General features: G+C 68.0%; 28 protein-coding genes (1 of these 28 running past the window's edge). 9 read left to right on the forward strand and 19 right to left on the reverse strand.

The features are described 5' to 3' along the window. A protein-coding gene (locus SPHME3_RS0103465; RefSeq protein WP_017980680.1) for a lipopolysaccharide biosynthesis protein crosses the window boundary here: on the forward strand, positions 1-839 show its 3' portion. Its footprint begins 643 nt before the window's first position; 839 of the gene's 1482 nt are visible here — the last part of the coding sequence; its start codon lies off the left edge, out of view; the stop codon is at positions 837-839. A gap of 20 nt (positions 840-859) precedes the next feature. Here SPHME3_RS0103465 and SPHME3_RS0103470 read toward each other — a convergent pair whose 3' ends face one another. Next, a complete protein-coding gene (locus tag SPHME3_RS0103470) occupies positions 860-1288 on the reverse strand; it encodes a CBS domain-containing protein (RefSeq protein WP_018250558.1) in 429 nt (142 codons plus the stop codon). 96 nt (positions 1289-1384) lie between these two features. On the opposite strand from SPHME3_RS0103470, the gene SPHME3_RS0103475 reads away from it, so the two are divergent. Then, the gene (locus SPHME3_RS0103475) at positions 1385-1693 is read left to right on the forward strand and encodes a hypothetical protein (protein WP_017980678.1); all 309 of its coding nucleotides are present in this window, start codon (positions 1385-1387) and stop codon (positions 1691-1693) included. A gap of 216 nt (positions 1694-1909) precedes the next feature. Here the strand turns inward: SPHME3_RS0103475 and SPHME3_RS0103480 are convergent, their stop codons facing one another. The 4 genes from SPHME3_RS0103480 to hisS form a co-directional block, all read right to left on the reverse strand. After that, complete coding sequence (locus SPHME3_RS0103480) at positions 1910-2830, reverse strand: DUF4167 domain-containing protein (protein ID WP_017980677.1); 921 nt, start codon at positions 2828-2830, stop codon at positions 1910-1912. A 280-nt stretch (positions 2831-3110) separates the two neighbouring features. Then, the gene (prmC, locus tag SPHME3_RS0103485; protein ID WP_018250559.1) at positions 3111-3938 is read right to left on the reverse strand and encodes a peptide chain release factor N(5)-glutamine methyltransferase; all 828 of its coding nucleotides are present in this window, start codon (positions 3936-3938) and stop codon (positions 3111-3113) included. Between the two features lie 150 nt (positions 3939-4088). Further along, the gene (gene prfA / locus SPHME3_RS0103490) at positions 4089-5165 is read right to left on the reverse strand and encodes a peptide chain release factor 1 (protein ID WP_017980675.1); all 1077 of its coding nucleotides are present in this window, start codon (positions 5163-5165) and stop codon (positions 4089-4091) included. Between the two features lie 121 nt (positions 5166-5286). Then, positions 5287-6531, reverse strand: a complete 1245-nt coding sequence (gene hisS, locus SPHME3_RS0103495; RefSeq protein WP_018250560.1) for a histidine--tRNA ligase — start codon at positions 6529-6531, stop codon at positions 5287-5289. Positions 6532-6850: 319 nt separating this feature from the next. Between hisS and SPHME3_RS0103500 the strand changes: the two genes are divergently transcribed. The 3 genes from SPHME3_RS0103500 (at position 6851) to ppa (ending at position 10260) form a co-directional block, all read left to right on the forward strand. Continuing rightward, a complete protein-coding gene (locus SPHME3_RS0103500; protein WP_017980673.1) occupies positions 6851-7513 on the forward strand; it encodes a DUF1345 domain-containing protein in 663 nt (220 codons plus the stop codon). 217 nt (positions 7514-7730) lie between these two features. Further along, on the forward strand, positions 7731-9647 hold the full coding sequence (locus SPHME3_RS0103505) for a M61 family metallopeptidase (RefSeq protein ID WP_017980672.1): 1917 nt from the start codon (positions 7731-7733) through the stop codon (positions 9645-9647). Positions 9648-9681: 34 nt separating this feature from the next. Continuing rightward, positions 9682-10260 (forward strand): inorganic diphosphatase, encoded by a 579-nt coding sequence (gene ppa, locus SPHME3_RS0103510; protein ID WP_017980671.1) that lies wholly within the window; start codon positions 9682-9684, stop codon positions 10258-10260. Positions 10261-10509: 249 nt separating this feature from the next. Here the strand turns inward: ppa and SPHME3_RS0103515 are convergent, their stop codons facing one another. From SPHME3_RS0103515 to ispG, 5 genes are read right to left on the reverse strand one after another with little or no spacing between them, the layout of a single operon-like run. Further along, complete coding sequence (locus SPHME3_RS0103515) at positions 10510-10992, reverse strand: GNAT family N-acetyltransferase (protein WP_017980670.1); 483 nt, start codon at positions 10990-10992, stop codon at positions 10510-10512. Continuing rightward, positions 10989-11882, reverse strand: coding sequence for a DMT family transporter (locus SPHME3_RS0103520; protein WP_017980669.1), 894 nt, complete (start codon positions 11880-11882; stop codon positions 10989-10991). The genes SPHME3_RS0103515 and SPHME3_RS0103520 overlap by 4 nt, the downstream gene beginning before the upstream one ends. Then, positions 11879-12262 (reverse strand): type II toxin-antitoxin system VapC family toxin, encoded by a 384-nt coding sequence (locus SPHME3_RS0103525; RefSeq protein ID WP_017980668.1) that lies wholly within the window; start codon positions 12260-12262, stop codon positions 11879-11881. The genes SPHME3_RS0103520 and SPHME3_RS0103525 overlap by 4 nt, the downstream gene beginning before the upstream one ends. Continuing rightward, positions 12259-12534 (reverse strand): AbrB/MazE/SpoVT family DNA-binding domain-containing protein, encoded by a 276-nt coding sequence (locus SPHME3_RS0103530; RefSeq protein WP_017980667.1) that lies wholly within the window; start codon positions 12532-12534, stop codon positions 12259-12261. The genes SPHME3_RS0103525 and SPHME3_RS0103530 overlap by 4 nt, the downstream gene beginning before the upstream one ends. Before the next feature lie 36 nt (positions 12535-12570). Beyond that, positions 12571-13698: a flavodoxin-dependent (E)-4-hydroxy-3-methylbut-2-enyl-diphosphate synthase gene (ispG, locus tag SPHME3_RS0103535; RefSeq protein ID WP_017980666.1), complete on the reverse strand. Its 1128-nt coding sequence runs from the start codon at positions 13696-13698 to the stop codon at positions 12571-12573. A 63-nt stretch (positions 13699-13761) separates the two neighbouring features. Between ispG and SPHME3_RS0103540 the strand changes: the two genes are divergently transcribed. From SPHME3_RS0103540 to SPHME3_RS0103555, 4 genes are read left to right on the forward strand one after another with little or no spacing between them, the layout of a single operon-like run. Next, positions 13762-14910, forward strand: coding sequence for an acyltransferase family protein (locus SPHME3_RS0103540; RefSeq protein ID WP_017980665.1), 1149 nt, complete (start codon positions 13762-13764; stop codon positions 14908-14910). After that, positions 14907-15824, forward strand: coding sequence for an isoaspartyl peptidase/L-asparaginase family protein (locus tag SPHME3_RS0103545; protein ID WP_017980664.1), 918 nt, complete (start codon positions 14907-14909; stop codon positions 15822-15824). Before SPHME3_RS0103540 ends, SPHME3_RS0103545 begins: the two co-directional genes overlap by 4 nt. A 16-nt stretch (positions 15825-15840) precedes the next feature. After that, positions 15841-16881 (forward strand): DUF6624 domain-containing protein, encoded by a 1041-nt coding sequence (locus SPHME3_RS0103550; RefSeq protein ID WP_017980663.1) that lies wholly within the window; start codon positions 15841-15843, stop codon positions 16879-16881. A 47-nt stretch (positions 16882-16928) separates the two neighbouring features. Continuing rightward, positions 16929-17789, forward strand: coding sequence for a S1/P1 nuclease (locus tag SPHME3_RS0103555; RefSeq protein WP_018250561.1), 861 nt, complete (start codon positions 16929-16931; stop codon positions 17787-17789). 119 nt (positions 17790-17908) lie between these two features. On the opposite strand, the gene SPHME3_RS0103560 is transcribed toward SPHME3_RS0103555, so the two are convergent. The 9 genes from SPHME3_RS0103560 to SPHME3_RS0103600 form a co-directional block, all read right to left on the reverse strand. Then, positions 17909-18148, reverse strand: coding sequence for a hypothetical protein (locus SPHME3_RS0103560; protein ID WP_231292073.1), 240 nt, complete (start codon positions 18146-18148; stop codon positions 17909-17911). Continuing rightward, positions 18132-18353 carry a hypothetical protein gene (locus SPHME3_RS0103565; RefSeq protein ID WP_017980660.1) on the reverse strand — a complete coding sequence of 74 codons (222 nt, stop codon included), beginning with the start codon at positions 18351-18353 and terminating at the stop codon, positions 18132-18134. The genes SPHME3_RS0103560 and SPHME3_RS0103565 overlap by 17 nt, the downstream gene beginning before the upstream one ends. 12 nt (positions 18354-18365) lie before the next feature. Beyond that, on the reverse strand, positions 18366-19262 hold the full coding sequence (locus SPHME3_RS0103570) for an SPFH domain-containing protein (protein WP_020493471.1): 897 nt from the start codon (positions 19260-19262) through the stop codon (positions 18366-18368). Between the two features lie 223 nt (positions 19263-19485). Further along, on the reverse strand, positions 19486-20010 hold the full coding sequence (gene pal / locus SPHME3_RS0103575) for a peptidoglycan-associated lipoprotein Pal (protein ID WP_017980658.1): 525 nt from the start codon (positions 20008-20010) through the stop codon (positions 19486-19488). A 56-nt stretch (positions 20011-20066) separates the two neighbouring features. After that, the gene (gene tolB / locus SPHME3_RS0103580) at positions 20067-21482 is read right to left on the reverse strand and encodes a Tol-Pal system beta propeller repeat protein TolB (RefSeq protein WP_017980657.1); all 1416 of its coding nucleotides are present in this window, start codon (positions 21480-21482) and stop codon (positions 20067-20069) included. A gap of 178 nt (positions 21483-21660) precedes the next feature. Then, complete coding sequence (locus tag SPHME3_RS0103585) at positions 21661-22677, reverse strand: hypothetical protein (protein WP_017980656.1); 1017 nt, start codon at positions 22675-22677, stop codon at positions 21661-21663. Further along, positions 22677-23117, reverse strand: coding sequence for a protein TolR (tolR, locus tag SPHME3_RS0103590; protein ID WP_020486652.1), 441 nt, complete (start codon positions 23115-23117; stop codon positions 22677-22679). Before tolR ends, SPHME3_RS0103585 begins: the two co-directional genes overlap by 1 nt. 10 nt (positions 23118-23127) lie before the next feature. After that, complete coding sequence (gene tolQ, locus SPHME3_RS0103595) at positions 23128-23820, reverse strand: protein TolQ (RefSeq protein ID WP_017980654.1); 693 nt, start codon at positions 23818-23820, stop codon at positions 23128-23130. Beyond that, positions 23817-24281 carry a YbgC/FadM family acyl-CoA thioesterase gene (locus tag SPHME3_RS0103600; RefSeq protein WP_017980653.1) on the reverse strand — a complete coding sequence of 155 codons (465 nt, stop codon included), beginning with the start codon at positions 24279-24281 and terminating at the stop codon, positions 23817-23819. The genes tolQ and SPHME3_RS0103600 overlap by 4 nt, the downstream gene beginning before the upstream one ends. Between the last annotated feature and the right edge of the window lie 15 nt (positions 24282-24296).

The raw sequence follows: 24296 nt of genomic DNA on the forward strand, positions 1-24296 counted from the left end.
GCGCCGGCCATCTCGCCCGCTATGGCGGGGTGATGGCGGCGGGGCAGTTCTTCTGGTTCCTGCAGAGTCAAGCCGACGTGTTCATCGGCGGACGCTGGTTCAGCGCCCACCAGCTCGGAATCTACACCACCGCGCTGTTCCTGGCGCAGATCTTCGTGTCGAAGTTCGTGCCGCCGCTCAACGAGGTGGCGTTCAGCGCCTATGCGCGCATTCAGCATGATGACGCCGCGGTGTCGCGCGCCTTCGTGCGATCGGTGCGGATCATCATGCTTGCGGCGATGCCCTTCTACGCCGGCCTTGCCGTCACCGCCTATCCGTTGGTGCTGACGGTGCTCGACGCCAAATGGGTGGAGGTGGCGCCGGTCGTGCAGATCATCGCGCTGGCCATGCCGTTCATGACGATCCAGGTCCTCTATTCCCCCGCCTGCGATGCGCGCGGGCGGCCCGGAATCGGCGCGCGCAACGGCGCGTTCGGCGCGCTGGTGCTCGCCATGACCTTCCTGATCGGGGTGCATTGGGGGCCGGTCGGGCTCGCATGGAGCTGGGTGGTGGCCTACCCGGTGTATCTGGCGGTGAGCAGCTGGCGGTCGCTGCCGGTGATCGGCGTCGCACCGCTGGCGCTGATCCGGGCGGTCGCGCCAGCGGTAGTCGCCGCCGCCATGATGGCGGGCGTCGTCCGACTGGTGGAAGCGCTGCTGCCGCCGCTGGCGCCGCCGGTGCAGCTGGCGATCCTCGTCGGCGTGGGGGCCGCGACCTATGGCGGCTGGCTCGCGCTGTTCGCGCGCGGCACGGTGCGCGAGCTGATCGCGATCCTGCGCAAGCGGCCGCTGCCGGCCTGACGGGGCAGCGCTGACCCGTCCTATCCCTGCTGGATATAGTCGCGCATCGCCGCGGCATCCGCCTCGATCCGGTCGATGCGGTATTTGACCAGATCGCCGATCGAGACGAAGCCGACCATTCGCCCGTCCTCGACCACCGGCAGATGACGGATGCGCCGCCGCGTCATCAGCGACAGTGCGCCAATGACGTTTTCCTGCGCGCCGACGCTCTGCACGGGCTGCGTCATCACCTCGGACAGCGGCCGGTCGAGCGCGCCCGCGCCGGCCTGCGCCAGGCAATGAACGACGTCGCGTTCGGAGAAGATGCCCACCGGCACGCCATCGTCGCAGACCGGCACCGCGCCGATTCGCTTCTCCGCCAGCACCGCCACCGCCTCGCCGACACGCGTCTGCGGGGTCAGCGCGATCACATCGTCGCCCTTGGTGCGCAGGATTGCCGCGATTGTCATGTTCATCCTCCTCCGTCACATCCGACTCGGCCCCGTCCGACTCTTCGGGCCGGATCGGGGTTGAGCAGATCATGTTTGCGCGTCATTGGCAAAGCCATGGATCAGCGCCCCGCCGGACTGGACGATCCCGCGCTCGCGGCGCACGCCTGGGCGCGGTTTCGCAGCATCATGGCGTGGATGATCGCCGTTGCCGCGGCGTGCAGCGCAGGCGCGATCGTCGGCCTCGCCTGCGTACATGGGCCTTTGCGGCTGATCACTATGGCGGCGGTAATTGGCGGGGTCGGCGGATCGATCGCGCTCGCCGGCGCGCTGATGGGTCTGGTGTTCCTGAGTTCGGGCACCGGGCATGACGAACACGTCGAGCGGCACGATCCGCCCGCGCCGGGACCGCGGCACGATCGTTAGACGGCGGGCGCGAAGGCACGCGTCCCCCGCGCCTCAACGCAGAAGCGATTCCCGCGTCGGCGTGGGCGAAGTCATGCGGCACTCCACCCGTATGTGCCGCGGCGAACGCCAGTCGTTGCAGGAGTGGCGTGTCTCGGTGAGTGCCGCGACCACCAAAGCAAAAAGGGCCGGCTCCTCGTCGGAACCGGCCCCTTCTGATATTCGGATAGCGCGCGCTTATTCGGCGGCGGGCACTTCCACCGCGGGCGTGCGCGGTGTGCGACGGCGGCGCGGCTTGGGCGCCTCTTCGTCGGAATCGTTCGCCGCAGCGATGTTGAGCGAAGGCGGCAGGCGATCGGCGTCGACGCCATTGCCCTGATCCTCGGCCGCGGGCGCTTCGACCTGCGCATCCCGACGCGGGCGACCGCGGCGCTTGGGCGCGGGGGCGTCGGCGGCGATCACGGTTTCGGCGCGCTCGGTGAGCGATTCGCCCTCTGCGATCGGATCGGCGCGATGCTGGCCGGCAACCTCGACCGGCGCCTGCTCCGCCTCGAAGCGGGGCCGGCGGACGCGGTCCTCGCGCTGGGGACGGTCTTCACGCTGCGGGCGATCGTCGCGCTGGGGGCGATCGTCGCGATTGCCGCGCTCTTCGCGATTGCCGCGATCGTCCCACGTCCGGCCCTGGCGCTGGTCGCCGTCCTGGCGGTCGCGATCCTGGCGATCCTGACGGTCGCGGCTCTGGCGCTGCGGGCGGTCCTCGCGGCCCTGCCCGTCGCGCGCCTGCCCCTCGCCGTCCTGCTCGCCGGCCCGGATCGGCTCGCCTTCGTCGCCGTAATCCTCGTCGTCGTTCAGGTCGAACGGCTGCTGGCGGCGCGGCTGATTATCCTCGAAGCGGCCGCGCTGATCGGCAAGCACGCGGAAATAATGGTCGGCGAACTGCAGGTAATATTCGGTGTTGACGCGGTCGCCCTGGCGCTGCGCCTCCATGGCGAGGTTCTTGTACTTCTCGAACAGCTGGTTCGCGTTGCCGCGCGCGCGGCTGTCGATGCGGTTGCCGTTGTCGGGACGCCCCTGGCCACCCTGCCGCGGCCCGTTGTTGCCGCCGCCGTTGTTGCCACCACGGCCGCGACGGCGGCCGTTCTGCCGATTGTTAATCAAGCTGATGTCCCATGATCTGAGTAATGGTCCTCAAAACCAATCCGGCCCTTCGGGCCTGACGCACGGTCAAACGGTGCCATCCTTTGCGTCCGCGGCGTGCCCTTCGGGGCGACGCTGGAGCCTGTCACGGCCCCCGCCCATGCGGCGACCTGATGACGAAAGGATGCGGGTGACCGTCCTACGACCCCTTGTGATCGTCGATGGTGCTTGCCCCGGCCCGACCAATAGCTGGCGCGAGGGCGTTCCTACAAGCGAAATATGTGGATGGTCGAGCCATCTTTCAACCGGCGGCGCGGGGCGTGACGAGAAGGCAGCGGTCGCGCTGCCCCAGATCGCGATGGACGACGCTGTCGAGGCCGGCCGCAGCGAACAGCGCGGCGACCGCTGGGGCCTGGGTATGACCGATCTCCACCGCCGCACAGCCGCCGGGCGCGATCAACCGCGCGAGCTGCCCCGCGAGCAGGCGGTAATCGTCGAGGCCATCGGCGCCCGCAAACAAGGCGGAGCCCGGTTCATGGCGGCGCACTTCGTCGGGCAGCGGCTCGTCGGTGCCGATATAGGGCGGGTTGGCGAGGACGAGATCGAAGCGCGCATCGATCGCCGCCGCCCAGTCGCCGCGGACGAAGGCGGTGCGGTGCGCCATCCCCAATGTGACGGCGTTGGATGTGGCATAGGCCAGCGCCTGCGCGGAGCGATCGACACCGATCCCGCGCGCCGGCCATTCGTCGAGCGCGGCGAGCAACAGCGTCCCCGGTCCGGTGCCGAGATCGAGCACGGTTGCGGGCGCGCGGTTGCCGAAATGCGCGAGCGCGGCGATCAGCAGCGTCTCGCTATCAGGTCGCGGCACCAATGCGCCGGGACCGACGGTTAGGTCGATCGTCCAGAAGCCGCGCGTGCCGGTAATATAGGCCACCGGCTCGTGCGCCGCGCGCCGTTCGACCAGGCCTGCGAAGGTGGGGGGGACGGGCCGCTCCATGTCGAGCAGCAGCGCGTTGCGATCGATCCCCAGCGCGTGCGCCATAAGCAATTCCGCATCGAGCCGCGCGGTGGGGGAAAAGCCGAAGCGCGCGGTGGCGTCGGCGAGCGCAGCGCGGAGGGGAGTCACCATCCACCCGCTTCGTCATCCCGGCGAACGCCGGGAACCATGGACACGCGACGCATGTGTTGCACCCTCACGCTGGCCATACCGCCGTCCATGGATCCCCGCCTGCGCGGGGATGACGGTGTGGGGAGGAAAGCCGCCCCCTCACCCGCGCCCTCACCCATCCAGCGACGCCAGCCGCTCCGCCTCGTCCTCGGCGATCAGCGCGCCGATCAGTTCGTCCATCTCGCCCTGCAGGATTTCGGGCAGGCGATGCAGCGTCAGGTTGATGCGATGATCCGTCACGCGACCCTGCGGGAAATTGTACGTCCGGATGCGCTCGGATCGGTCGCCCGATCCCACCATCGCGCGTCGCGTGCCCGATCGTTCGCTCGCCAGCCGCTCGCGTTCGGCTTCGTACAGGCGCGTGCGCAGCACCTTCAGCGCCTTGGCCTTGTTCTTGTGCTGCGACTTTTCATCCTGCTGGATCACGACCAGGCCGGTCGGCAAGTGCGTGATGCGCACCGCGCTGTCGGTGGTGTTGACCGACTGGCCGCCGGGACCCGACGAGCGATACACGTCGATGCGCAGGTCCTTGTCGTCGATGCGCACGTCGACCTCTTCGGCCTCGGGCAGCACCGCGACGGTGGCGGCGGAGGTGTGGATGCGGCCGCCCGCCTCGGTGACGGGCACGCGCTGCACGCGGTGGACGCCCGCCTCGAACTTCAGTTTCGCGAACACGCCCGTGCCGGTGACGCTGGCAACGACTTCCTTGAACCCGCCCGCATCGGACGACGAGCTGGAGATCACCTCGACCCGCCAGCCCTGCGTTTCGGCGTAGCGCTGGTACATGCGCAACAGGTCGCCGGCGAACAGCGCCGCCTCGTCGCCGCCGGTGCCGGCGCGGATTTCGAGCATCGCCGCGCGTTCGTCCGCCGCATCGCGCGGCAGCAATGCGAGCGCCAGCCGCCGGTCCGCCGCCTCCAGCGCGCGGGCGTTGTCGCGCAGCTCCTCCGCGGCCAGGCTGCGCAATTCCTCGTCGCCGGTATCCTCCGCCATATAGGCGAGGCTGTCCGCCTCCTGCCGTAAGCGCCGCACCTCGCTGGCCGCCTGCGCGACGGGTTCCAGCTCGGCATATTCCTTCGACACCGCGACGAAGCGGTCAGAGGGCAGGTCGCCCGTCGCCATCTGCGCCTGCAATTCGTCCCGCCGCGCCTCGATCTGCGCGATCCGTTCGGGGGAGATGGTGGTCATGCGCGTGCCGCTCCCACTCCGTCATTCCCGCGCAGGCGGGAATCCAGACGCGCAGACGCTGCGGCTCCTGCCAGACGGCAGCGGTTATGGATCCCCGCCTGCGCGGGGATGACGACGGGGGTCATCGCAGCGCCTCGGCCACGTCCGCAAAGGCGACCTTCCGCTGGTCCCCCGTCGCCAGATCCTTCACCGCCACGACGCCCGCCGCCAGTTCGTCGTCGCCCAGGATCAGGGCATAGCGCGCGCCGAGGGCATCCGCCTTGGCGAGCCGCTGCTTCATCTTGCCCTTGTACGCCATGTCCACCGCCACACCGCCGCGGCGCAGATCGGCAAGCAGACCGAGCGCCCGCGCTTCCGCGGCCGCGCCCATGGGCACGATCACCGCATCGATCGTCGCCTTCGCCGGCTCGTCCAGCAGCATCGCCAGCCGCTCGACACCCGCCGCCCAGCCGACACCAGCGGTAGAAGCGCCGCCGAGGCTCTCGACCAGCCCGTCATAGCGCCCGCCGGCCAGCACGGTCCCCTGCGCCCCCAGCCGATCGGTGACGAACTCGAAGGCCGTGTGCCGGTAATAGTCCAGCCCGCGCACCAGCCGCGGGTTGCGCGTCCAGCGGACCCCCGCCGCATCCAGCCCCGCCGTCACCGCATCGAAGAACGCGCGCGCGTCCGCCGTCAGATAGGCGTCGATATCGGGCGCCGCGTCGGCGATAGGCCGGTCGCGCGGGTCCTTCGAATCGAGGATGCGCATCGGGTTTTTCTCGAGCCGCGTCAGGCTGTCTTCTGACAGGTCCCCGCGATGCGCCTCGAAATGCGCCACCAGCCCCGCACGCCACGCGTCGCGCGTTTCGGCGTCGCCCAGGGTATTGAGCTGCAACGTCACGCCCTCGGCAATGCCTAGCTCGTGCAGCAGCTGGTCCGCCATCACCAGCAGCTCGACGTCCGCCGCGGGCTCGGGCGCGCCCAATATCTCGGCGTCGATCTGGTGGAACTGGCGATAGCGCCCCTTCTGCGGGCGTTCGTAGCGGAACACCGCACCGCTCGTCGCGACCTTCAGCGGCGCGTACTGCTGCCAGCCTTCCGTCAGGAACGCGCGCGCGATACCTGCGGTGAACTCGGGCCGCAGGGTCAGCGAATCGCCGCCGCGGTCAGGAAAGGTGTACATCTCCTTCGACACGACGTCGGTCGTCTCGCCGATCGAGCGGGCGAAGACCTCGGTCGCCTCGAACACCGGCAGGTCGACGCGCTGGAAGCAATACAGGCGGCGGACGCGTTCGAACGTCTCGATCACGGTCGCGAAACGGCGCTGCTCGTCGCCGAAGATATCCTGGGTTCCGCGCACCCGGCGCGGCGTTTCGATACGGGCCATATGGTGGCGGTATCTAGGGTCCAGACCCATAACTGACAACGGCCGTGACGGAGCCGTATTTGGCGCCAGGCCAGGAGCAAGGAGGGAGCGATGCCGAAGCATCGTAACCGACGCGCGACGCCGCCCGGCGCCAAATACGGCCCGCCGCACAGCGGTCGCGCGGAGCCGCCCGCCGGACGGCGTCGCTTGCTTGCGCGTGGCGCAGCCACGCGTCTGCGCTGCGCTCCTTGCCGGCGGGCGGCTCCGCGCGATCACGGTCATTGGCAGTTGTGGGTCTGGGCCCTAGGCGACGCTGATCCCAAGCGCTAGCACCCGACGCATGAGCAATCCGCGCCGCTATTGGGGAATCGGCAACCGCATCGCACCGCCGCGCTTCGCGCTGTTCGGGGCGATCTTCGCCATCGGGCTGGCCGCCCTGATCCCGATCGTCGGCAAGGGGCGCGGGATCATGGGGGCGTTCGATGCCGCCGCGATCGTCTTCCTTTTGTCGCTCGTCTCGCTGTTTCGCCACGCGAATGCCGCGCGGATGCGACAGGCGACGCGGGAAAACGACGCCAATCGCGCGCTGCTGCTGGCGATCACCGCAGCGACGATGGGCGTGATCCTAGTCGCGGTGGCGGGCGAGCTTAAGGGGCGCAACGATACGCTGGCGATCGTGCTGGTGGTGACGACGCTGGCGCTGAGCTGGCTGTTTTCCAACATGGTCTACGCCATGCATTACGCGCATCTGTTCTACAGCGCCGACGACGGTGGCGAGGGGGACGCGGGCGGCATCGACTTTCCAGGGTGCAAGGAACCCGATTACTGGGACTTCCTGTATTTCAGCGCGACGCTGGGCATGACGTTCCAGACTAGCGACGTCTCCATCACCTCGCGGCGCATTCGCCGCGTCGTGCTCGGCCAGTGCCTCGCCGCCTTCGTCTTCAACCTCGGCGTGATCGCCTTCACCATCAACGTGCTGGGCGGCGGCGGCGGAAACTAAGTCCTTCTCGTCTCGTCACCCCGGATTTCATCCGAGGTCCCGCTGTTGCCCACAGAGAAAGAAGAAGCGGGATCCCGGCTCAAGGCCGGGATGACGGGCGGGGATATCGGATGGTGCCAGATCACGGGGCGGAATTCCCCGTTGCCCGCGTAAGGGCTGGACGCCGCGGCTTTGCGAAGCTTACACCGGCGTATTCGTTTCTTGCCGAAGGCTCGCCATGCTCCGTTCCATCGCCGTCGCCTCCCTGCTCCTGTCCACCGCCGCGCCGGCCCTTGCACAGGTCCCGCCCGGCAATTCGGCACCGCAGCCGGTGCCCTTCGTCGACACGATCCCGGCGCCGCAGGACACGCCCTATCCCGGCACGATCCTGCTCAACGTCGATGCGACCAACACCGAACAGGGCATCTTCCGCGTGAAGGAGACGATTCCCGTCGCCAAGGCGGGGCCGATGGCGCTGCTGTTCCCCAAGTGGCTGCCCGGCGCGCATAGCCCGCGCGGTGAGATCGAAAAGCTGGCCGGCCTCGTCATCAAGGCGAACGGCCGCGTCATTCCGTGGACGCGCGACATGGTCGACGTCTTCGCCTTCCACATCGACGTGCCGCAGGGCGCGCGCAATCTGGACGTCGAGTTCCAGTTCATCTCGGCCACCAAGCCCGATCAGGGCCGCATCGTCGCGACGCCCAACATGATCAGCCTCGAACCCAACTCGGTCAGCCTGTATCCCGCGGGCTATTTCACCCGTCAGATCCCGATCCAGATGACGGTGAAGTTCCCGACCGGCTGGACCGCGGCGGGCGCGGTGCCGGCCAAGGCGAACGGTTCGACCTATGTCTACGACAAGACGAATTACGAGATCCTGGTCGATTCGCCGCTGCTCGCCGGCCGCTACGGCAAGACGTGGCCGCTGTCGGAGCGCGTGAACCTCAACGTCTTCGCGGACGATCCCAAGGAACTCGCCGCGACGCCCGAGCAGATCGACGCGCACAAGCGGCTGGTCGAGCAGGCCGAAAAGACGTTCGGCGCGCATCATTACGACCATTACGAATTCCTGCTGTCGATCAGCGACCAGCTGGGCGGCATCGGGCTGGAGCATCACCGCTCGTCGGAGAACGGCGTGACGCCGGGCTATTTCACCGAATGGAATGCCAGCCCCGGCCGCCGCAACCTGCTGCCGCACGAATTCACCCACAGCTGGGACGGCAAGTTCCGCCGCGGCGCGGAGCTGTGGACGCCCGACTATCGCACGCCGATGCGCGACAAGTCGCTGTGGGTCTATGAAGGGCAGACGCAATTCTGGGGCTATGTGCTACAGGCGCGCTCGGGCCTCGTCAGCAAGCAGGACACGCTGGACGCCTATGCCGGCATCGCCGGCAGCTATGATCTTGCCCCGGCGCGCCAGTGGCGCGACCTGATCGATACCACCAACGATCCCATCATCTCGGCGCGCCGCCCGAAGGGCTGGACCAGCTGGCAGCGCAGCGAAGACTATTACAACGAAGGCCTGATGGTCTGGATGGAAGTCGATGCGATGCTCCGCCAGAAGTCGGGTGGCACCAAGTCGATCGACGATTTCGCCAAGGCCTTCTTCGGCATCCGCAACGGCGACTGGGGTGAGGTCACCTACACGTTCGACGACGTCGCCAACACGCTGAACGCCATCGTCCCCTATGACTGGGCAAGCTTCCTCACCAAGCGCCTGACCGAGACGGGCCAGCCCGCGCCGGTCGATGGCTTCGCGATGAACGGCTACAAGCTCGTCTACACCGCCGAACCGACGAAATACTTCACCAACGCCGAGAAAAGCGGCGGCGTGAACGTCACCTATTCGATCGGTCTGTCGGTGGCCAAGGACGGCGAGGCGACCGCAGTGATCTGGGACAGCCCGGCGTTCAAGGCGGGCATGGACGTCGGCACCGTCATTCAGGCAGTCAACGGCACCGCCTATAGCGGCGACGTGCTGAAGGCGGCGATCGTCGCGGCACAGACCTCGAAGGAGCCGATCAAGCTGCTGGTCAAGAGCGGGCCGCGTTATCGCGAAGTCGCCATCGACTATCACGGCGGTCCCCGCTATCCGCGCCTCCAGAAGACTGGCACCGGCGAAACCGGACTCGACAAGCTTCTGATGCCGCGCTGAGGGGCAGCAGGCATAAGATTATCAAGGGACTTTCATGCGTATCGATCTGATTCCGGTCGGCAAGAGCCCGCCCGACGACCTCAACGTCATCATCGAGGTGCCGACCGGCGGCGAGCCGGTCAAATATGAGTTCGACAAGGCGTCGGGCGCGCTGTTCGTCGATCGCATCCTGCACACGCCGATGCGCTATCCGGCGAATTACGGCTTCGTGCCGCACACGCTGTCGCCGGACGGCGATCCGCTCGACGCCTTGGTCGTCGCGCGCTCGCCGTTCATCCCGGGCTGCGTCGTGCGCGCGCGTCCGATTGCGGTGCTGAATCTGGAAGACGAAGCCGGCGGCGACGAAAAGCTCGTCTGCGTCCCGGTCGATTCGACCTTCCCCTATTATTCGAACGTCGGGGAAAAGGACGATCTGCCGGAGATCGTCTTCGAACAGATCGAACACTTCTTCACCCACTATAAGGACCTGGAGAAGAAGAAGTGGGTGCGCATCGGCACCTGGGGCGACCGCGAGGAAGCGCGCCGTATCGTGATGGAAGCGATCGACCGCTACGACGCCGCCAAGAAGCAGGGCGAAGAGCCGCACGACCACGACGTCCCCGGCCGCGACTGATCCACGCCGAAAATCCTCCCTCGCGTCAGCGGGGGAGGGGACCTTTCGAAACGCGAATGGTGGAGGGGGCGGCGCCACGCGCAACGCCCCCTTTTGCAACCGAACTCCTCCCCCGCCAGGGGGAGGTGTCAGCGCGCACGCGCTGACGGAGGGGGAGGGACGCGGCGCCCGTACTACACGCGAAATCGCTTATCTCTCCCACCATCCCTCGGTGAGCGCCGCGCGGCCGCCTCCTCGCCAGGGTAGGAATCAGGCCCCCGCCATCCGCCTGAGCGCCTCGCCCTCGACGCGCTGCACCGTCCAGTCCTCTAGCCCCACCGCCCCCATCCGGCGGTAGACCGCGATTGCATCGGCATTCCAGTCGAGCACCGCCCATTCGAAGCGCGCGCAGTTCCGCTCCACGGCTATGCCAGCGAGATAGCGCAGCAACGCGCCGCCCACGCCCCGCCCGCGCGCCACCGGCGTCACGTATAGATCCTCCAGATACAGGCCCCGCCGCCCCTTCCACGTCGAAAAATTGTGGAAGAACAGCGCGAAGCCGACGGGCGCCCCCGCCTCTTCGGCGATCACCGCTTCCGCCGCCGGCTGCGGCCCGAACAGCGCCTCGCCCAGCATCGCCTCGGTCGCCTCGACCGCATCGGGCTCACGCTCGAACGCGGCGAGGTCCTGCACGAAGCGCAGGATCGTCGCGACATCGTCGGGCGTTGCGGGGCGGATCGAGATGTCGGTCATAACGATGCTTCCGTTTGCGGAGCGGGGATCGGGCGGCGCACCGCGACCAGGCACCCGGCGATGATGAGCAATGCGCCCGCGACCGTCCACGGCGACACGCGCTCGGCGAAGACCAGCCAGCCGAACAAAGCGGACCAGACGAAGGCGGTATATTCGACCGGCGCCAACACCTGCGCCTCCGCCCGCGCATAGGCCCAGGCGAGCGCGACCGCCGACACCGATCCCAGCGCCGCCGATGCGGCGATCGCGGGCAACTGCTCGGCGCGCGGCACGCCGGCGAACCAGGGTGCGCCGATCAGCAGCAGTCCGCCCAGCACGATGCTGGTGAACAGCGCCACCTCCAGCGGATCGGCCGCCTGCGCCTGCCGCCGCAGCAGGATCAGGCTGCCCGCATACAGGACCGACGCGACCAGGATCGCGACGCTGCCCAGCACCATGTCTTCCGACGCGCGCGCCTGTACCTGACCCGCGGCGATCGCGAACACACCGAGGCTTGCGACCAGCGACCCACCGATCGCGCTGCGCTGGATGCGTTCGCCGAGCGTCAGCGCGGCCAGGAACAGCGCGATCAGCGGCGCGAGGAAGGTCAGCGCCACCCCCTGCGCCATCGGCACGCGCACGAGTCCCCAGAAGAACAGCAGCACCGACGCGCCGCCGACGCCGCCGCGCGCCAGATGCAGCCGCAGCGCCGCCCACGCCGGCCACCGCCCGCCCCGCGCGATGAAGATCGGCGCCAGCAACGCCACCCCCGCCACCGATCGCCAGAGCACGGCAAAGTAAGCGCCGCTCGCAACGGACAGCCCCTTCATGATGGCATCCATACCCGCATAGACGGCGATCCCACCCGCGGCGACGCCGAAGGCGGTGATGGGGGATGTAGCGCGGCTCATCGGATCAGGCGGATGTCGACATCCAGTCCCAGTCCCATCCATTTGGCATCAGCAGTCAGGACGGTGGCATCCAGCATCAGTCCCATCGACAGACAGGCTCGATCGGCAAAGGACGTATCGGTCCCGGTCAGCTGCGAATGGAGGGCTGCCGAAACCCGAGCCTGACGGACATCGAACGCAACGACCGAAATGCCCAGCCGCGAGAGTTGCGTTTCGACCAGCATCGGATCCATGCCGCGGCGTGCAACCTTGTGGAGCACCTCATCGAGATTGACGGCGTTCAGCACAGCGCCATCGCAGACGTCCGCGACCATGTCGCCGCCCACCTCATCGAAGATCATCGCGAGAATGGCGGAGGCATCGATGACAAGGGTGCTCACGCGCCCGTCTCGCCTGCCTCTCGCCGCGCCTCCATCGCGCGGTCTTCGAGCAGCTCGGCGACGACGCTGCCGTGCGGAGCGATATCTTCTCGCATCGATCGGAAGGATTGCCGGACGTCATCGACGATTTGCTCACGCGTTCGCAACACGACGGCGCCCTTGGCGTCGCGATCGATGACCAGCGAATCGCCATCCTTGATGCCGAGCTCGCGGCGGATATCCGCCGGGATCACCACCTTGCCGCCCGCGATCACCTTGGCATGATAGGTCATGTCAGAACCTCCAGGTCCCGACCTATAGCACAGAACCTATTCGGCCGCCACGACCTGTGGCGCGGCTGACGCCGCCTCGATCTCCGCCGCCTTGGCTTCGACCAGCCGGACGATGTGGTCGATCATGCCCTCGTCTTGGACGTGGTGATCGGTGACGCCCGACAGATAGACCATGTGCTTGCCGTTGCCGCCGCCGGTGATGCCGATGTCGGTCTCACGCGCTTCGCCGGGGCCGTTGACGACGCAGCCGAGCACCGACAGGCTCATCGGCGTGCGAATGTGCTGGAGCCGTTCCTCGAGCGCCTGCACGGTGCGGATCACGTCGAACCCCTGCCGCGCGCACGACGGGCACGACACGACACGCACGCCGCGGTTGCGGATGCCGAGCGCCTTCAGGATCTCGAAGCCGACGCGCACCTCGTCCTCCGGTTCGGCGGAGAGTGAAACGCGGATCGTGTCGCCGATCCCGTACCAGAGCAGGCTGCCGATCCCGATCGCCGACTTCACGGTGCCGCCGACGAAGCCGCCCGCTTCGGTGATGCCGAGGTGCAGCGGGCAATCCACCGCCTCGGCGAGCTGCTGATAGGCCGCGACCGCCAGGAACAGGTCCGACGCCTTCACCGCGACCTTATATTCGTGGAAATCGTGGTCCTGCAGCAGCTTGATGTGGTCGAGCGCGCTTTCCACCAGCGCATCCGGACACGGCTCGCCGTATTTTTCGAGCAGGTCCTTTTCCAGCGACCCACCGTTGACGCCGATGCGGATCGCGCAGCCGTTGGCCTTGGCGGCGCGGACAACTTCGGCGACGCGTTCCGACGACCCGATATTGCCCGGATTGATGCGCAGGCAGGCCGCGCCGGCATCTGCTGCCTCCAGCGCGCGCTTGTAGTGGAAGTGGATGTCCGCGACGATCGGCACGCGCGATCCCCGCACGATCTGCTTCAGCGCCGCGGTCGATTCGACGTCGGGGCAGGAGACGCGGATGATGTCGACGCCCGCATCTTCGCAGCGGCGGATCTGGTCGATCGTCGCGCGGATATCGGGGGTGGGCGTGTTGGTCATCGTCTGCACGGTGACGGGCGCATCGCCGCCGACGGGGACGGTGCCGACCATGATCTGGCGGCTCTGACGGCGGACGATGTCGCGCCACGGACGTAAGGACATGGCGTCTATATACAGCAGCCGGGTTGCGGTTCAAAGACGCTGGTGTAGGGCAGCAGCAGTTCCATGACGCGCGCCCCAATTCCTCGCCATTACGGCCTCGACTGGCTGCGCGTTGCCGCCTTTGCGATCCTGATCGTCTATCATGTCGGCATGGTGTTCGTGCCCTGGGGCTTCCACGCCAAGAGCGCGCATGGCGCCGACTGGGTGGTACTGCCAATGCTGGCGGTGAATGCATGGCGATTGAGCCTGCTGTTCGTCGTATCGGGCTATGCCAGCCGGGCGTTGCTGACCCGCGCGCACGGTCCCGGCGGCTTTCTGCGCCAGCGTTCGCTGCGCCTGTTGGTGCCGCTGGCGTTCGGCGTCGCGGTGATCGTGCCGCCGCAAAGCTGGGTCGAGCTCGTCACGCAGCACGGCTATCGCGCCGGGTTCGCGACCTTCTGGACTTACGATTATTTCCGCTTCGGCAGGCTTGGTGGGATCGGCCTGCCCGCGCTCAACCATTTGTGGTTCGTCGCCTATCTGTGGTTGTACACGGTTGTACTGGCGGCGGGCGTCGCGCTGATCCGCACGCAGGCGCCGCAGCGGGCATTCGACCGGCTGTTTGCCGGGCCACTGCTGGTGGTTATCCCGACCGCATGGCTGGTGTGCATCCACGGCTGGTGGTTCCCCATGGGATATGAGACGCACGATCCGCTCCACGACCTGATGGCGCATCTGAGCTACCTGCCCGCCTTCCTGTTCGGCTTCGCGCTGGCGGGATCGGCGCCCGTGCTGGCGGCGTGCGTGCGTTGGCGCTGGGCGGGGCTGGCGATGGCGATCCTGGGCTATGGCTTCATCCTGACGGTGGAGCTGGTCGGCGGCGACGCACCGCGCTGGCTATATCCCACCTACGGGGCCGCACATGCGCTGCAGCAATGGGGCGCGACGCTCGCGCTGATCGGCATGGCCGAGCGGCACTGGAATCGCGACGCGCCAGCGCGCGTCACGCTGACCGAGGCGGTCTTCCCCTTCTATCTCGTCCATCAGACGATCATCGTCCTCGTCGCCTATTGGCTGATCCCCGCGCGACTGGCCGGCGGTGCCGAATTTTCGGTGCTGATCGCCGCGACGATCGCCGGCTGCTGGGCCTTTTACGCGATCGGCCGCCGCATCGCGATCCTGCGCCCGCTGATCGGGCTGCGGTCCCTTTCGTCACAGAAGGTAGCATCATGAGCTGGTCCCTTGTCCTGCACGGCGGCGCCGGATCGATCGAGCGCCACCGCCTGACGCCCGAACAGGACGCGGGCGCCCGCGCCGGCCTGTCCCGCGCGCTCGACGCCGGCGCGGCGATCCTGTCGGACGGCGGCAGCGCGCTCGATGCGGTGGCAGCCGCCGTCCAGGTGCTGGAGGACGATCCGCACTTCAATGCCGGCCGCGGCGCCGCCTTCACCCGCGACGGCGGCATCGAGCTGGATGCGGCGATCATGGACGGCGCCACGCGAGCGGCCGGCGCCGTCGCGGGGATCACGCAGACGCGCTCCCCCGTCGCGCTCGCACGCCGGGTGATGGCGGCGAGCCCCCACGTCCTGCTGAGCGGCACCGGCGCCGAGCAATTCGCCCGCGACCAGGGCCTGGAGGTCGCACCCGAAGGCTGGTTCGAGACGCCCGAGCGTCGCCGCCAGCTCGACGAGATGCTGTCGCGCAACGCCGACGCCTTCGACGTCGACATGAAATACGGCACCGTCGGCGCGGTCGCGCGCGATGCGGCGGGCCATGTCGCCGCCGCCACCTCGACCGGCGGCGTGACGGGCAAGCGCTGGGGCCGGATCGGCGATTCGCCGCTGATCGGCGCGGGCACCTTCGCCGACGATCGTGCCTGCGCGGTATCGTGTACCGGATCGGGCGAATTCTTCATCCGCGTCGGCGTGGGGCATGAGATCGCGGCGCGCATTCGCCTCGCCGGGAACACACCGCAAGCGGCCGCGGACGCCGTGATGGCGGAGGTGCGCGCGCTCGGCGGGACCGGCGGCGTGATCGTCACGACGCCTGCGGGTGAAGCGGTGTGGAGCCTCACCACCCCCGGCATGTACCGCGCCCGCGCCACCGCGGCCGGTGTGCGCGAGGTCGCGATCTACGGCGACGAGTGATCGTCACGATCCGGCCATGGTCCGTGGCGAGCATGGCGTCATGATCCGCCGCCTCGCCCTGCTCGCCGCCGCTTTGTTCGCCACCGCCGAGGCGCCGCCACCGCCCGCGACGCTGGCCCCCTATATCACCGGCGGGACGTTCCGGCCGGGTGACTATGGCTGGCTGCGCGGTGCCTTCGATGACGCGACGCCTGCACAAAAAGCCGAATGGCACGTGCTGGACGCCTGGCTGAAGCAGTGCCGGCAGGACAGTGCCGCACAGACCCGCGCCGAGCTGATCGCGCTCGGCATCGCCGATCCGAAGATCCGCCCTACCGCTTACGGGGATGCGCCCTGCGGCGCGGTCGGTCGAGCGTTCCCACAAGGCGACATGGGTGACGATTGGTCGCTGTTCCAGACGAAGCTGGCAAGCGCCCGGCGCGTCGCCGACACGCTCGTCTGGTCGGCCGCGCTGGCGCAGGCGGTCGGTGACGAGGCGGGCGACATCCTGACCGCGCAGCTGATCGCCCGACCGATCACCGATCAGGTCCTGCGCACGTCACTGGCGTGGAATCAGGGTCCGACGAAGGGCGCGCCGCCGCTCGATCCGATGGAGGCGGGACTCGTCCGCGGACTCACCTGGTCTGCGATCGCCGCGCGCGATCATGCCAATACCGCATGGATGAAGACGGTGGTCGCCAAACATGGCTGGCCGACCATCGCCAAGGTCGGAGCGCAGGCATCGTCGAGCGCCTGGATGTTGGTTCAGCATGCCGACGACGATCCCGTCTTCCAACTCAAGATGCTGCGGCTGATGGAGCCGCTTGCCGCGCGCGGGCAGGTGTCGCCCCGGAATTATGCGCTGCTCTACGATCGCGTCATGCTCCAGATGGTCGGGACACAGCGCTACGGGACGCAGATGAGCTGCGCGACGGGCAGCTGGCAGCCCTTCCCCTTGGAAGATGGCGCGAAGGTCGAAGGCTATCGCCGCGCCGCAGGACTCAACACGATGGCGCAGAACGCCGCGCGCATCCTGCAGGAAAACGGCCCCTGCCCGCCGATGCCCACAGCCCACTGACGCAAAGCCGCTTCTGCCCGTCACATTCCGACGCTAATACCAAGGTCATGACACTCGTCCGCTTTGCCCTTGCCGCGCTGCCCGCGCTCGTCCTCGCCGCGCCTGCCCAGGCCTATTGGGAGTTCGGGCATGAGACGGTCGCGAAGATCGCTTATGCCAATGTCACGCCGCAGACGCGCCGCGCGATCGACAGGCTGCTCGCGGAGACGCCGAAGCTCGATACGCCTGAATGCCCCGCGACGACGATCGAGGGGGCGAGCACCTGGGCCGATTGCGTCAAGCCGCTGAAGGGACCCGACGGCAAGTCGCGCTTCGGCTATGCCTACACCTGGCACTTTCAGGACGTGAACATCTGCCAGCCCTTTACGCTGGAGGAGGCGTGCAAGGACGGCAATTGCGTGTCGGCGCAGATTACGCGCGACGTCGCGATCTTGAAGAACAAGCGCCTGCCGGTGAAGGAGCGGGCGCAGGCACTCGTCTTCCTGATCCACTTCGTCGGCGACCTGCACCAGCCGCTGCACGCGGGCGAAAAGAACGACAAGGGCGGCAATGACGTCGCCGCCGCCTATGGCAGCTACAGCCCGAAGCGGTTCAACCTGCATTCGATCTGGGACGGCACGCTCGCCGAACGCGCGATCACGACCGGGCCAAGCCTCGTGCGCCGCTATCCCGCCGCCGAAAAGCGCCGCATCGCCGCGGGCAATGTCGTCGACTGGAGCCGCGGATCGTATCAGGTCGCACACGACGTCGTCTATGCGAGCGCGCTGAAGGACGATCCGTGTGCGCCCTCGCCCACGAAGGTGACGCTGGACGAAGCGACGATCGAAAAGCTGGTCCCGGTCGCGCGGCTGGAAGTGGAGCGCGGCGGGCTGCGGCTGGCGAAGCTGCTGGATCAGGCGCTGGGGTGATCCTGCACCCCTTCGTCATCCCCGCGCAGGCGGGGATCCATAGCCTCTGACGTCTGGGCTCTGGTAAGACCTCCGAGGCTGGATTCCCGCCTCCGCGGGAATGACGGCGAGGGCGGCGGTTATCGCCAGCCCCGCCACGTCCAGCCACCGCGGGTCTTGGCGTACGCCACCCACACCACCGCGATCGTCGCAGGGATCACCACGAACGCCGCCGCGTGCGGCCACAGCCGCGGCACCCCGATCACCACCGCCAGATACGCCACCAGCACCGCCCATCCCTGCCACGCAATCGGCAGGCCCGCGCCGTAACCGAACCGCTTGGGCGCGAACCACGCGCCATCGTCACGCTCCTGCATCATCGTCCTCCTGCTGCTTGGGCGGGCGGCCGCGCTTTGCCGCGACCGGCGCTTCCAGCTTCACCCCCCGCCGGGCGAGCGCCTCCCGCAGCAGGCATTCGACCTGCGCATTGACGCTGCGCAGGTCGCCCGCCGCGCTCCGCTCGATCGCCGCGTACAGCGCGGGATCGACGCGGAGCGGAAACGCCTTTTTGGGGGGAGAAGCCATCGATCGATACGCTTACTGGTAGAGCGAACCCGCATTGACGACGGGCTGCGTGTCGCGCTCGCCGCACAGCACGACCATCAGGTTGGAAACCATCGCCGCACGCCGCTCGTCGTCTAGTTCGACAACGTTCTTCGCCGACAGTTGGTCGAGCGCCAGTTCCACCATGCCAACCGCACCTTCGACCAGCGTCGTGCGCGCCGCGACCACCGCCTGCGCCTGCTGCCGGCGCAGCATCGCGCCCGCGATCTCCTGCGCATAGGCGAGGTGCGTAAAGCCGCATTCGTCGACGGTGATCCCCGCCACCGCCAGCCGTGCGATCAGCTCGGCGCGGAGTTCCGCCCCCACCTGATCGTGGTTGCCGCGCAGCGTGATCTCCTGATGCTCGTAATCGTCATAGGGGTAGCGCGAGCCGATCGTGCGCACCGCCGCCTCGATCTGAACGTTCACGAACGCCTTGTAGTCATCGACGTCGAACAGCGCCTGCGCGGTGTCGGTGACGCGCCAGACGACCTGCGCCGCCATCTCGATCGGGTTGCCGCGCAGATCGTTGACCTTGATCCGGTCCGAAATGACGTTGTTGGCGCGGACCGACACTTTCCGGCGCATCAGCCAAGGCAGCACCCAGCGCAGGCCCGATTCGCGATCGGTGCCGGCATAGCTACCGAACAAGGTAATCGCGCCCGCCTGATTGGGCTGCAACATGTAGAAACCAGCTGCGATGAACACGGTGCCGATCGCGCATAGCAGCGGCACGATCGCAAGGATCGGCGGCATCGCGTCGGATGCGAGTTCGACGATGACGAACACCGCGATCACGACCAGCAGCGCCGCCAGCGCCAGCATCGTATAACCGCTCGCCGTGGCGGCACGCCGTTCCTGCGACCGCGTGAGACTCCCCTGTTGCACCACCCTGTCCTCCGATTAATGTGATATCACATTTATATCGGATTTTAGGGGATGCAAGGGGATTCGCTTTGACCCATCCCGTCACCCCGGCCGAAGAGCCGGGGTCCCGCTTCTCCGACGCGATCGGCGGAAGAAGCGGGACCCCGGGTCAAGCCCGGGGCGACGGGAGGGATCGGATCGTGGTGGCCCATCGAGCCTGGGAGGCAGACGCCGCCCCCTCGGCGCGTCAGTTCAGGACGACCGTCACCGCACGGCGGTTCTGCGCCCAGGCCGCCTCGTCCGATCCCAGCGCGACGGGGCGTTCCTTGCCGTAGCTGATCGTGGTCAGGCGCGACGGGTCGATGCCCTTGGCGACCAGATAGTTCTTGGCCGCATTGGCGCGGCGATCGCCCAGCGCCAGATTATATTCGCGCGTGCCGCGTTCGTCGCAATGACCCTCGATCGTCGCGCGGACGTTCGGGTAGCGCTGCATCCACGCCGCCTGGCTGTCGAGGATCGCTCGCGCGTCGGCGTCGATGTCGCTCTGGTCGGTGCCGAACAGCACGGTGTTCGACGTCACCGAGCGGCGGAAGTCGGCGTCAGAACCAGGCACGATCGCGCCATCGACCGGTCCGGTATTGGCGGGCGGCGCGGTGTTGAGGCCGGCGGTGTTGTCGACCGGGGGCGGCGGCAGCTGCTTGGGCTTGTGCGCACAGGCGGCGAGCGACGCCAGCGCCGCGCCGGTCAACAGGATGTTGGTCAATTTGGTCATCGTCGTGACTCCGTTGGTGATCGTTTCGCCCCCGAAACACCCCTGCCGAAAACGCGTCAGGGCCGCAAAGGTCCCCAGGCCGGATCCGAGCCGTCGAGCGGCGTCGGAATCTTGCGCTCGACCTGTCCGGTCAGGTCGACCATCCACAGATCGGCCTTGCCCGAGCTGCCTGGCGTCGAGCGGTAGAAGGTGATGACGCGGCCATTGGGCGACCAGCTGGGCCCTTCGTCCTGCCAGCCGTCGGTCAGGATCCTTTCGCCGCTGCCCGACGGGGACATGATGCCGATCCGGAAATTGCCGCCCAGCTTGGTGAAGGCGATCAGGTCGCCGCGCGGGCTCCACACCGGCGTCGCATAGCGCCCGCCGCCGAAGCTGATCCGCTGCTGGCCGGAGCCATCCGCGTTCATGACGTAGATCTGCTGGCCGCCCGACCGGTCGCTCTCGAACACGATTCTGGACCCGTCGGGCGAATAGCTGCCGCCGGTATCGATGCCGGGCGAGGTGGTCAGCCGCTGCGGCGTGCCGCCCTGCGACGAGACGCGGTAGATGTCCGTGTTGCCGTTCTGCGCCATCGAGAACAGGATCCAGCGGCCATCGGGCGAAAAGCGCGGCGCGAAGGTAAGGCTGACGTTCTGCACCACGCGGCGCGGGCGACCCGAGCCGAGATCGTAGACGTAGATCGCCGGCTTGTCGTTTTCATAGCTCATGAAGACGATCGACTGCTGGTTCGGCGCGAAGCGCGGCGTCAGCACGATCGACTGGCCGTTGGTCAGGAAGCGGTGATTGGCGCCGTCCTGATCCATGATCGCAAGGCGCTTGATACGCTTCGCCTTGGGGCCCGTTTCGCTGACATAGACGACGCGGCTGTCGAAATAGGGGCCTTCGCCGGTCAGACGCGCATAGACCATGTCGGCGCATTTGTGCCCGGCGCGCCGCCAGTCGGACGGCGCGACGACGAAGCCGGTGCGCTTCAATTCGATCTTCGAAAAGACGTCGTACAGATAACAGCCGATCGTCAGATTGCCGTCGCCATTGGCGCGCACGAAGCCCTGCACCAGCGCCTGCGCGCCCGTGCCGCCCCAGTAATCGAAGGCGGGCGCATTCACTTCCTGAAAGCCGACGGGGCGCAACTGGTTGGCGCCGAGCGGCGTGAACAGGCCGGAATTCCGGAGGTCGTTGGCGATGATGTCCGCCATCTGCCGGCCGAGCGCGTCGGTGCGGCCCGCGGGCGTATCGACCACTTCGGCGGTCGGCATGGCCGGGATGGCGATCGGCATCGGTGCGGAGACGCCGCCCGTGACCGACACTTCCAGCGGTGCGGGCGTCTGCCCGGCAGGCGCGGCCTGATCCTGCGGCGCCGGTGCCGCGGCAGCGGACTGCGCCGGGGCGGGCGCCTGCTGCGCGAGGGCAGGCAGGGTTAGCGCAGGCAGGGCAACGGTAACGCTCAGCGCGACCAGCAACGACCGGATCATGACCATCCTCTCACATTCGATTCGCACGCTATCGGTTCCGCCTCCACTTCGTCACCCCGGACTTGGTCCAGGGTCCACCAAGCCGCATGGGCAACGCTGGAGCGGCTTGCCACTCCCCAAGCCCCAAAGTGGACCCCGGACCAAGTCCGGGGTGACGGAGTGGGTGGGGCCGGCGTCGTCACTGCAATTTCCAGTTGAAGCGGATCGCGTTCCATCCGCCCGACGGCGTCGAATAATATTCCGGCGGCAGCTTGAGCGGCGAACAGCCCTTGAACGCGGCGATCCCCAGATCGATCACGCGCTGCTTGTACCGCTCATTCTCGTCGGTGATGCCCGACTGGCGTACCATCTTCGGCGTCGTCGCGAGCGAGCCATCCTCGTTGAGCCGCAGGTCGAGCACCGTCAGGATTTCGTTCGCACCCGGCCCCGGATTGACCTGTCGCATCGCGCACGGCCGGATCTGGCGTTCGATCGCGTCGATGATCCCGGCAAGCGCCCTCGCGTCAATCTTGGCGGCGCGCGGTGCGGTGGAGGTGCTGGTCGACTTCTCGCTGGTCAGCCCGGCGAGGAAGTTGTCACCCAGGCGCGAGCCGCGCGGACGTGCCGCCTTGGCGGTTTCGCTGCTACCGCTACCCTTGGCGGCGGAGGATTTGGCCGCGCTCGCCGACTTGCCCTTGCCCGTCTTCGCCGGTTCGGCGGCGGGTTTCGCCGCAGCCTTGGCGGGCGCGGGCTTCGCGGCCGGCTTGGGCGCCGCCTCGGCGACGGGCCGGGGCTTCGGCGCGGCCTTCACCGGCGCGGGTTTCGGTTTGGGCTGCGGCTTGGGTTCGGGTTTCGCCGGCTTCGGCTCCGCCTTGGGTACAGGCTTAGGCGCCGGTTTCGGTTCAGGCTTGGGCTGCGGCGGCGCCGGCTTGGGTTCGGGCGGCGCGGGTTCCGGTTCTGCGGCGGGTTCGGGCTCGGCAGGCGCGGCGGCATCCTCCGGCTCCCCGGCATCGGGCGCGACCGATTGCGCGGGCGGCGTCACCGATTGCGGCGCCGTCGCTTCCAGCCCGACATCCTTGACGAGGCTGACCTCCATCGGCGTCTGCTGCAATTTCTCCGGATTGGGCGTGGCGAGAAAGCCGATCGACAGCAGGCCGAAGAGCACGATGTGCCCCGCAACCGCGATCCCCAGTCCGACCTTCTCGACGCGATCCATTATTTCTGCTCGCCGCCTTCCACCGTCAGCAGCGACACGCGGTTGAGCCCGGCGCGGTTCAGCTCGCCCATCACGCGCATCACCTGCCCGTAATCGAGCCCGCGATCGGCGCGCAGGAACACCTGCGGCGGCTGGCCGCCCGCCTGCACCGCGGCGATCTGCTCCAGCCGCTGCGGCAGCGCGGCGGCACTTACTTCCTCGTCATCGATGTACGTCTTGCCCTGCGCATCGAGCGACAGCTGCACTGGCTTCTGGTCCTGATCCAACGCCTTGGCGCGGCTGTCGGGCAGGTTCACCGGCACGCCTGCGGTCAGCAGCGGCGCCGTCACCATGAAGATGATCAGCAGCACCAGCATCACGTCGACCAGCGGCGTGACGTTGATGTCCGCCATCGGTGCGCGCCGGCCGCGACCGCGCTGCGAGGGGAGGTTCATGGCCATTAGCGCGCGCTCACCGCGAGCCGTCCAGCTGGCGCGACAGCGTGGTGTGGAAGCCGTCGGCGAAGCGGTTCAGTGCCGCCTCGATCCGGTTCACGCCGTGGCTGAAGCGATTGTAGGCGATCACCGCCGGAATCGCCGCGAACAGGCCGATCGCGGTGGCGAACAGCGCCTCGGCAATGCCCGGCGCAACGACGGCGAGCGACGAATTCTGCGCCTGCGCAATGCCGGTGAAGCTGCGCATGATGCCCCACACCGTGCCGAACAGCCCGACGAAGGGGGCGACCGATCCGATCGTCGCGAGGATGTTGAGCCGGTCGCCGATCCGATCGATCTCGCCCGCTGCCGCCGCGCCCATCGCGGTGGCGAGGCGTTCGCGCGTGCCGTTCTTGTCGATCGTGCCGCCCGCGGTGGAGCGGCGCCATTCCTTCACGCCCGCGACGAACACGCGCGCGGAGGGCAGGTCCTTGTCGCTTTCCGCCTTGTAGAAGGCGTCGATATCCTCCGCCTTCCAGAAATCGCGTTCGAAGCCGGCCATGCCCTTGCGGATCCGGCCCAGCCGCCGCCAGAAGGCGATGATCAGCGCCCAGGTCCAGATGCTGGCGCCGAGCAGGCCGAGCATCACGACCTTCACGACGATATCCGCCTGCAGGAACAGTGCGACGGGCGACAGCGTCGCCGCATCCATGTTGAACACCGGATTCATGAATTGGTCCCCTGCCAGATCAGGCGTTGGTAGATGGCGAGCCAGTCGGCCGGTTGACGCTTCGGCCGTCCCGATGGCGCGACGAGCGCCGCCGTGACCTCAGCTTCGGTCAGCACAAGCGAACCGCGCCTGACTGTTTGATGAATGACCACGCTCGCCGGGCTGGCGCGGATCACGCGGCTGGCGACGATCAGCGCGTCGTCGAGCCTGGCGGGCGCGCGATAGCGGATGGCGAGGTCGACGATCGCATAGGCGCCCTCGCCCGCCTCATGAACGGCACGCTGGTCGATCCCGGCGACGCGCAGCATGTCGGAGCGGGCGCGCTCCATGTAGCGCAGGTAATTGGCGTGGTAGACGACCCCCGACAGATCGGTGTCTTCGAAATAGACGCGCAGCGGGAACAGGTGCTCGCGCCCCTCGAACCGTCCACCCGCGGGCTGGTCGATGCATCCCTCGTCCATTGCGAGGCGGCGTTA

The organism is Sphingomonas melonis DAPP-PG 224 (assembly GCF_000379045.1).
In the GTDB taxonomy this organism is placed as follows: Bacteria; Pseudomonadota; Alphaproteobacteria; order Sphingomonadales; family Sphingomonadaceae; genus Sphingomonas; species Sphingomonas aquatilis.

Excerpts from the sequence above, each read along its gene's own strand:
- SPHME3_RS0103600 (WP_017980653.1), bottom strand. The coding sequence starts at position 24,281 with ATGGACGAGGGATGCATCGACCAGCCCGCGGGTGGACGGTTCGAGGGG.
- pal (WP_017980658.1), bottom strand. The coding sequence starts at position 20,010 with ATGACCAAATTGACCAACATCCTGTTGACCGGCGCGGCGCTGGCGTCG.
- SPHME3_RS0103565 (WP_017980660.1), bottom strand. The coding sequence starts at position 18,353 with ATGGCTTCTCCCCCCAAAAAGGCGTTTCCGCTCCGCGTCGATCCCGCG.
- SPHME3_RS0103505 (WP_017980672.1), top strand. The coding sequence starts at position 7,731 with ATGCTCCGTTCCATCGCCGTCGCCTCCCTGCTCCTGTCCACCGCCGCG.
- SPHME3_RS0103540 (WP_017980665.1), top strand. The coding sequence starts at position 13,762 with ATGACGCGCGCCCCAATTCCTCGCCATTACGGCCTCGACTGGCTGCGC.
- ispG (WP_017980666.1), bottom strand. The coding sequence starts at position 13,698 with ATGTCCTTACGTCCGTGGCGCGACATCGTCCGCCGTCAGAGCCGCCAG.
- SPHME3_RS0103470 (WP_018250558.1), bottom strand. The coding sequence starts at position 1,288 with ATGACAATCGCGGCAATCCTGCGCACCAAGGGCGACGATGTGATCGCG.
- tolQ (WP_017980654.1), bottom strand. The coding sequence starts at position 23,820 with ATGAATCCGGTGTTCAACATGGATGCGGCGACGCTGTCGCCCGTCGCA.
- SPHME3_RS0103515 (WP_017980670.1), bottom strand. The coding sequence starts at position 10,992 with ATGACCGACATCTCGATCCGCCCCGCAACGCCCGACGATGTCGCGACG.
- hisS (WP_018250560.1), bottom strand. The coding sequence starts at position 6,531 with ATGGCCCGTATCGAAACGCCGCGCCGGGTGCGCGGAACCCAGGATATC.
- prfA (WP_017980675.1), bottom strand. The coding sequence starts at position 5,165 with ATGACCACCATCTCCCCCGAACGGATCGCGCAGATCGAGGCGCGGCGG.
- ppa (WP_017980671.1), top strand. The coding sequence starts at position 9,682 with ATGCGTATCGATCTGATTCCGGTCGGCAAGAGCCCGCCCGACGACCTC.
- prmC (WP_018250559.1), bottom strand. The coding sequence starts at position 3,938 with ATGGTGACTCCCCTCCGCGCTGCGCTCGCCGACGCCACCGCGCGCTTC.
- SPHME3_RS0103500 (WP_017980673.1), top strand. The coding sequence starts at position 6,851 with ATGAGCAATCCGCGCCGCTATTGGGGAATCGGCAACCGCATCGCACCG.
- tolB (WP_017980657.1), bottom strand. The coding sequence starts at position 21,482 with ATGATCCGGTCGTTGCTGGTCGCGCTGAGCGTTACCGTTGCCCTGCCT.
- SPHME3_RS0103520 (WP_017980669.1), bottom strand. The coding sequence starts at position 11,882 with ATGAGCCGCGCTACATCCCCCATCACCGCCTTCGGCGTCGCCGCGGGT.
- SPHME3_RS0103475 (WP_017980678.1), top strand. The coding sequence starts at position 1,385 with ATGGATCAGCGCCCCGCCGGACTGGACGATCCCGCGCTCGCGGCGCAC.
- SPHME3_RS0103585 (WP_017980656.1), bottom strand. The coding sequence starts at position 22,677 with ATGGATCGCGTCGAGAAGGTCGGACTGGGGATCGCGGTTGCGGGGCAC.
- SPHME3_RS0103555 (WP_018250561.1), top strand. The coding sequence starts at position 16,929 with ATGACACTCGTCCGCTTTGCCCTTGCCGCGCTGCCCGCGCTCGTCCTC.
- SPHME3_RS0103530 (WP_017980667.1), bottom strand. The coding sequence starts at position 12,534 with ATGACCTATCATGCCAAGGTGATCGCGGGCGGCAAGGTGGTGATCCCG.
- SPHME3_RS0103550 (WP_017980663.1), top strand. The coding sequence starts at position 15,841 with ATGGTCCGTGGCGAGCATGGCGTCATGATCCGCCGCCTCGCCCTGCTC.
- SPHME3_RS0103560 (WP_231292073.1), bottom strand. The coding sequence starts at position 18,148 with ATGATGCAGGAGCGTGACGATGGCGCGTGGTTCGCGCCCAAGCGGTTC.
- SPHME3_RS0103545 (WP_017980664.1), top strand. The coding sequence starts at position 14,907 with ATGAGCTGGTCCCTTGTCCTGCACGGCGGCGCCGGATCGATCGAGCGC.
- tolR (WP_020486652.1), bottom strand. The coding sequence starts at position 23,117 with ATGGCCATGAACCTCCCCTCGCAGCGCGGTCGCGGCCGGCGCGCACCG.